Raw genomic sequence first — 6,857 nt, forward strand, 5'->3', positions numbered from 1 at the left:
TAATGATTGAATAAGGCTTTAAGTCAACTATTCAATCATTAATTCATTCAAGCATTCAAGCATTCATTTTTTATGTTTAAAAAAATATTAATCGCTAATCGGGGGGAAATCGCACTACGTATCATTCGTACCTGTCGTGAGATGGGTATTAAAACGGTAGCTGTTTACTCAACTGCAGATCGAGACAGTTTACACGTGCGTTTTGCCGATGAAGCTGTTTGCATTGGTCCTCCTGTTAGTAAACAGTCCTATCTGAGTATTCCCAGTATCATTTCTGCCGCTGAAGTAACCGGAGCAGATGCTATTCATCCCGGCTATGGTTTCTTGTCTGAAAATGCTGAATTTTCTCAAATCTGTGCGGATTATGGCATCAAATTTATTGGTGCTACGGCTGAACAGATTAACGGTATGGGCGATAAGGCAACCGCTAAAGCGACCATGAAAGCGGCTGGCGTACCCGTTATTCCCGGATCGGATGGATTACTCGAATCGGTTGAACAAGGCAAAACATTGTCGGCTGAAATGGGCTATCCGGTTATTGTGAAAGCCACGGCGGGTGGCGGAGGACGCGGAATGCGTATCGTTCGTTCGGCTGATGAATTTGAAAAAGCGTGGAATGACGCCCGTACAGAAGCAGGGGCAGCTTTCGGGAACGATGGTTTATATCTGGAAAAATTTGTCGAAGAGCCCCGCCACATCGAAATTCAGATTGTGGGCGATCAATACGGTAAAGTTTGCCATTTGTCCGAACGCGACTGCTCGATTCAACGCCGACATCAGAAACTGGTGGAAGAAACCCCCTCACCCATTGTGTCGGATGAACTTCGAGCTAGAATGGGTGAAGCTGCGATCAAAGGTGCGCAGGCAATCGGCTACGAAGGCGCTGGAACGGTAGAGTTTCTGGTCGATAAGCACGGGAAGTTCTATTTCATGGAAATGAATACTCGGATTCAGGTAGAACATCCTATTACTGAAGAAGTTACGGATTTTGATCTGATTAAAGAGCAGATTAAAGTAGCGGCTGGTACCGCTATTTCAGGGAAAAACTATACGCCTAAACTTTTTGCTATGGAGTGCCGGATCAATGCCGAAGATCCTGCCAATGGTTTTCGTCCGTCACCAGGTAAGATCACCAATTTACACTTTCCGGGTGGGCATGGTGTTCGGATTGACAGCCACGTTTATACCGGCTATACCATCCCGCCGAACTACGATTCGATGATTGCAAAACTGATTGTATCGGGTCAATCGCGGGAAGAGGTGATTACAAGAATGAAGCGGGCTTTACAGGAGTTTGTTATTGAGGGAATTAAAACGACAATTCCTTTTCACATTAAGCTGATGGATGATGAACGATTCAAGTCTGGCCAATTTACTACCGCCTTTCTGGAAGGATTCGATTTCAGCAAATTATAATGTCTCACATTTGAGTTGGCCCACCTCCGCTACGTGGTCTGGTATAAAAAACGGGTGTTTTGCTTTATTGCAAAACACCCGTTTTTTCTGCCTACATGAATCATCTCGCTACTGCCGATTACATTGTTTTCTTCGTCTATTTCATAATTGTCGTTGGATACGGCTACTGGATTTATCAACGCAGACGTCATAAGCAGCTCAATACGACCGATTTTTTTCTGGCTGAAGGTTCGCTTACCTGGTGGGCTATTGGCGCATCGTTGATTGCTTCAAACATCTCCGCAGAGCATTTTATTGGAATGGCCGGTTCCGGTTTTGCGATGGGCCTGGCGATCTCGTCTTACGAATGGTTTGCGGCTGCTACGTTGCTGATTGTCGCTGTTTTTTTTATTCCGATTTATCTGCGCAATCATATTTATACGATGCCGCAGTTCCTGGCGCAACGATACAGTGATACCGTCAGCACGATTCTGGCCGTGTTCTGGCTTGTCGTTTATGTGCTGGTCAATCTTACGTCGATTCTGTATCTGGGTGCCATTGCCATCGAATCGTTAGTCGGAATTTCATTCACGACCTGCACGATTGGTCTGGCCATATTCGCTATTTTCATTACGTTGGGTGGTATGAAAGTGATAGGTTATACCGACGTAATACAGGTCATTGTTCTGATTTTTGGAGGTCTGGTCATTACGTACCTGGCGCTCGAATTAGTGGCTCAGGAAACCGGAACGTCGAGTGTCTGGGGAGGTTTGTTGTCGCTTCGGCAAAAGGCTGATAGCCATTTCCATATGTTTCTGCCAAAGGGACATCCACATCACGAAGAACTGCCCGGTATGGCCCTGGTTACGGGCGGTATGTGGCTCAATAATCTGTATTACTGGGGTTGTAATCAATACATTGTTCAGCGCGCTTTGGGCGCCGATCTGAAAACGGCACGTAGCGGAATCCTGTTTGCGGCCTTTCTGAAGCTAATGATTCCGCTGATTGTGGTCATTCCAGGAATTGCGGCCTATGTATTATACCAAAGTGGCCCTTTCCGGGCAGCTATGACCGATGCGGCAGGTGTAGTAAAACCCGACCATGCGTATCCTGTGCTGATGAATCTATTGCCTGTGGGTATGAAAGGGCTGGCCTTTGCCGCCTTGACAGCCGCTATTGTTGCTTCGCTGGCTGGTAAGTGTAACTCGATTTCTACCATTTTTACGCTTGACCTCTACAAAAAATACGTCGATAAAAACGCATCAGATCAAAAGTTGGTTAATGTTGGGCGCTGGGCGGTTGTTGGATCATTTGTGATTGCTATAGGCCTGGCGCCTATGCTGCGTTCGCTCGATCAGGTGTATCAGTACATTCAGGAGTATACCAACTTTATTACACCCGGCATATTTGCAATTTTTTTGCTCGGGTTCTTCTGGAAACGAGCTACGAATCGGGCTGCGCTAACTGTTGCTATCTTAACGTTACCGCTGTCTATCCTGTTGAAATTCTGGCCAGATGTAATGAATATGATCGGTATTCAAGCTGATCCAATTCCGTTTTTGCATCGGACAACCTGGGTCTTTTGCATCGACGTACTGCTCATGGTAGGCATATCACTTACCGATCCGGTGGGCAATAAATCAAACAAGAGCGTTATTGTTGACCGGCAGATGTTTCGCGTTACCCCTTCATTTGTTATTGGCTCGGCATTTATCTTCGCTATTTTGGGTGTGTTGTATGCCGTTTTCTGGTAGGTCATGCTAAAATTTCTGATAGCGATATTTTTTCTTCAGGCAACTTCATCTATGGCACAACTGCGCGAGCGGTTCGACTCACTCATGCGCGCGTCCCACTTGCCTGATCAGCCTGGCTCGGCTTTATTAATAATGAGTGGTAATAAAATTGTTTATCAGAATGGATATGGATTTGCCAATGTCGATAAGAAAATAGCAATCACTCCTGAAACAAACTTTCGGATGGCGTCGGTCTCGAAGCAGTTCACGGCCATGGGAATTTTGTTGCTGGAAAAAGCGGATAAATTGTCATTAAGTGATCCGCTAAGCCGATTTTTTCCTGAATTTACGGGTAAAGTTGCGCAGAGAGTACAAATTCGGCATATGCTTGCTCACTCGTCGGGTTTGCTGGATTATGAATCGGTGATGAATCCTGATCAGCGGGAGCAATTGCTCGATACCGCTATACTGACGCTTCTGAAAGATCGTGATACGCTGTATTTTGAACCCGGCAGCCAGTTTCGGTATAGTAACTCGGCGTATTGTTTGCTGGCTTTAGTGATTGAGCGCATATCGGGCCAGTCGTTCGCTACGTTCCTGAAAGAACATATTTTTCAACCGCTAAATATGAATCAGTCGACGGTTTATGAAGCTGATAAGCCAATAGCTAATCGAGCGATGGGATACCGGCAAAAAGATAAAGGTTATATTTTTTCCGATCAGAGCGTAACGAGTGCCACAAAAGGAGATGGAGGTGTTTACACATCACTGGTCGATTACCAAAAATGGATCACGGCGCTAGGTAACGCTACGTTGCTCGATCTAAAAGCCGCATTACTACGTACCGGGCAAGCCATTCCGAGCAGGTCAGGTAGTTATTACGGTGCTGGCTGGTTTTTTCGGCGTCCTGCCAGCCCGGTTCTGTTTCATTCAGGCAGCACGTGTGGCTTCAACAATTACGTAATAACCATACCGTCAAAGCAGTTTGTGATGGCGTTATTTTCTAATAAGGCAAACAACAAAAAGGAGGTCAGCAACGTAGTGAAAATACTGGCAGCATCCGGCTATGATGAATTAGATGGTGTGCTGGTATTGGATGAGCTGACGCAATAGTAAATAAAAAAGAACCAAGTGCCCTATCTTGCTGGTTAACAGGAAATAATTGTAAATTTGCTACATAAACTTCATTTGGTCATGATTAGCGAAACCGCGCCCCTAGCTAGCCTCGATCAGTGGGAAGACGACCTGCTGATTCGCTACCCCGAACCTGAGCATAAAGCAAAGGAAGAATATCGAAATTACGATTCTCCTGAGCGAGATACCGTCCGGGAGTTTTATCGGCTGAACCATACGTATCAAACCTATGATTTCGTCCGGGAAAAGGAGCGGGAATTTCTAAAATTCGATAAAAAAGAATTGCCAGTCTGGGGGGCAATGGAGTTCCTGAATACGCTGGTAGACGACTCTGATCCCGACACGGATCTTGACCAGCTTCAACACCTGCTTCAAACAGCCGAAGCCATTCGTGCCGACGGCCACCCCGACTGGTTCGTACTGACGGGTTTCCTGCATGATATGGGTAAAGTTCTGTGTCTGTTTGGCGAACCACAGTGGGCCGTTGTGGGCGATACGTTCCCGGTTGGCTGTAAGCATTCCGATAAGATTGTGTACCCCGAATTTTTTGCGAACAATCCGGATAGTTACGATGAGCGCTATAATACCAAATACGGCGTTTATGAGCCGAATTGTGGTCTACGTAACGTGCATATGTCGTGGGGGCATGATGAGTACTTGTATCAGATCATGAAGGATTATATGCCCGAACCGGCGTTATACATGATGCGATACCACTCGTTTTATTCGCAACACCGCGAGGAAGCCTATAACCATCTGATGGACGATCACGATCACGAGATGTTTAAATGGGTTCGCAAATTCAATCCGTACGATTTGTACTCAAAAAGCCCAAAACCGCCGGTTGTCAGCGAATTGAAACCTTATTATGAAGAGTTAATCGCGAAATATCTACCGGCTACGCTTAAGTTGTAATCAGCACAGCCAATATGGATTTCCGTTCCGTAAGCCCACGAATTAATTTCGGAAGGCTTACGGAATTTTTATTATTGCATTACGTAGCTTTGGTGATACCGCTTCAGTCATGCTTCTCTTTTTTATCGCGCTTTATTTGCTGTCCAACGTAGCTGTCGGTGCCTGGGCGGCTCGGAAAGTAACGACGTCGCAGGATTTTGTTCTGGCCGGACGCGGTTTACCCTTGCTTCTGGCGGCATCCGTTACGTTTGCTACCTGGTTCGGTTCCGAAACAATTATGGGAGCGCCCGCCATGTTTGTCGAAGGCGGGTTGCTGGCGGTTATTGAAGAACCATTTGGCTCGGCACTCTGTCTGTTTCTGGTTGGCACTTTTTTTGCACGGCCATTGTATCGGCTCAACATCACTACGTTCTGCGACTATTTCCGGATTCGGTTTGGTCGGTCTGCTGAGTTGTTATCGGCGGTAATGATTATTCCTTCATATTTTAGCTGGATTGCTGCACAGTTGGTCGCTATTGGTATCGTTTTGAGCGTAGTGACCGACATACCACGTGAATACTGCATTATTGCCAGTGCCGCAATTGTCATGATATATACGTTGCTTGGCGGCATGTGGTCGATTTCAGTAACTGATTTTTTTCACAACCTGATCATTATTCTGGCTTTGGCCGTACTGGCCGTATCGCTTTGGCAGGAAGTTGGCGGTTGGGAAGTTATTGAAAAACGAACCTCAGCTGGTTTTTTCCGATTCTTGCCAAATTCAACGGGAAAAGAATGGCTCAACTACGTAGCGGCCTGGATAACAATCGGGTTAGGCTCTATTCCGCAACAAGATGTATTTCAGCGGGTAATGGCGGCCAAAACCGAAAAAATATCCGTTCGGGCCTCTTACCTTGCATCGGGAATGTACCTGACAATAGCCATGTTGCCGCTGTTTATTGCTCTAAGTGCTAAGCTTATTCACTCTGATTTGCCGAACGATAACCAGCTTATCATTCCAAACATGGTTATGCGGCACGGAAGCTTACCGTTGCAGATCCTGTTTTTTGGTGCTGTTACGTCGGCAATTTTAAGTGTATCGAGTGGGGCGATTCTGGCGCCTGCGACGGTTTTCGGCGAGAACGTAGTGAAATTTTTTCGTTCCGACATTACGGATCGGCAACTTCTCAAAACCATCCGTTGGGCAATTGTGGTCATCACAGTCATATGTGTGTTGATGAGCACAACACGCGACGCCAATATTTTTGATCTGGTTGGCGAATCATCGGCTTTTAGCCTGGTTTCGCTATTTGTGCCGTTAGCAGCTGGTATCTATTGGAAACCGGCAAACCTGTCCGGCTGTCTATGCGCTATGGCCATTGGTTTTATTGTGTGGCTACTTTGCTTGTGGAAAGAAACAGAATATCCACCTATACTATGGGGATTATTAGCCAGTACCTTCGGTATGATTGGCGGCAGCCTGTTACTGCCTGCAAAACGTAGTAGTTAACAACTTCAGAAAACGCTTATATCAAAAGGGCACTACGTATCAGGTAGTGCCCTTCTTGTTAAACTAATTTCTTGTATTTAATTCGGGTTGGCGTCGCTTCTGTCCCCAGTCGCGGTAGTGGTTTTTTTTTAAATTAAGATAAATTTTCGTGAAAAAAAAATTAAAGCGAAAAAACATAAAAAACCAAAAAA

At 45.8% G+C, this 6,857-nt stretch carries 5 protein-coding genes; all 5 read left to right on the forward strand.

Translation table 11 applies throughout. The features are described 5' to 3' along the window. The first annotated feature begins 72 nt into the window (after positions 1 to 72). Positions 73 to 1,416 carry an acetyl-CoA carboxylase biotin carboxylase subunit gene (accC, locus tag ACOJS8_RS21335; RefSeq protein WP_420150577.1) on the forward strand — a complete coding sequence of 448 codons (1,344 nt, stop codon included), beginning with the start codon at positions 73 to 75 and terminating at the stop codon, positions 1,414 to 1,416. A 95-nt stretch (positions 1,417 to 1,511) separates the two neighbouring features. Further along, positions 1,512 to 3,149 (forward strand): sodium/sugar symporter, encoded by a 1,638-nt coding sequence (locus ACOJS8_RS21340; RefSeq protein WP_420150578.1) that lies wholly within the window; start codon positions 1,512 to 1,514, stop codon positions 3,147 to 3,149. Between the two features lie 51 nt (positions 3,150 to 3,200). Continuing rightward, on the forward strand, positions 3,201 to 4,241 hold the full coding sequence (locus ACOJS8_RS21345) for a serine hydrolase domain-containing protein (protein ID WP_420150579.1): 1,041 nt from the start codon (positions 3,201 to 3,203) through the stop codon (positions 4,239 to 4,241). An 81-nt stretch (positions 4,242 to 4,322) separates the two neighbouring features. Continuing rightward, complete coding sequence (locus ACOJS8_RS21350; RefSeq protein WP_420150580.1) at positions 4,323 to 5,177, forward strand: inositol oxygenase family protein; 855 nt, start codon at positions 4,323 to 4,325, stop codon at positions 5,175 to 5,177. Between the two features lie 109 nt (positions 5,178 to 5,286). Further along, positions 5,287 to 6,666, forward strand: coding sequence for a sodium:solute symporter family protein (locus tag ACOJS8_RS21355; protein ID WP_420150581.1), 1,380 nt, complete (start codon positions 5,287 to 5,289; stop codon positions 6,664 to 6,666). Positions 6,667 to 6,857 lie beyond the last annotated feature (191 nt).

Source organism: Spirosoma sp. (assembly GCF_048594605.1).
In the GTDB taxonomy this organism is placed as follows: domain Bacteria; phylum Bacteroidota; class Bacteroidia; order Cytophagales; family Spirosomataceae; genus Spirosoma.

Bases quoted from the DNA above. Each gene is read 5' to 3' on its own strand.
- accC (WP_420150577.1), top strand. From the start codon at position 73: ATGTTTAAAAAAATATTAATCGCTAATCGGGGGGAAATCGCACTACGT.
- ACOJS8_RS21340 (WP_420150578.1), top strand. From the start codon at position 1,512: ATGAATCATCTCGCTACTGCCGATTACATTGTTTTCTTCGTCTATTTC.
- ACOJS8_RS21345 (WP_420150579.1), top strand. From the start codon at position 3,201: ATGGCACAACTGCGCGAGCGGTTCGACTCACTCATGCGCGCGTCCCAC.
- ACOJS8_RS21350 (WP_420150580.1), top strand. From the start codon at position 4,323: ATGATTAGCGAAACCGCGCCCCTAGCTAGCCTCGATCAGTGGGAAGAC.
- ACOJS8_RS21355 (WP_420150581.1), top strand. From the start codon at position 5,287: ATGCTTCTCTTTTTTATCGCGCTTTATTTGCTGTCCAACGTAGCTGTC.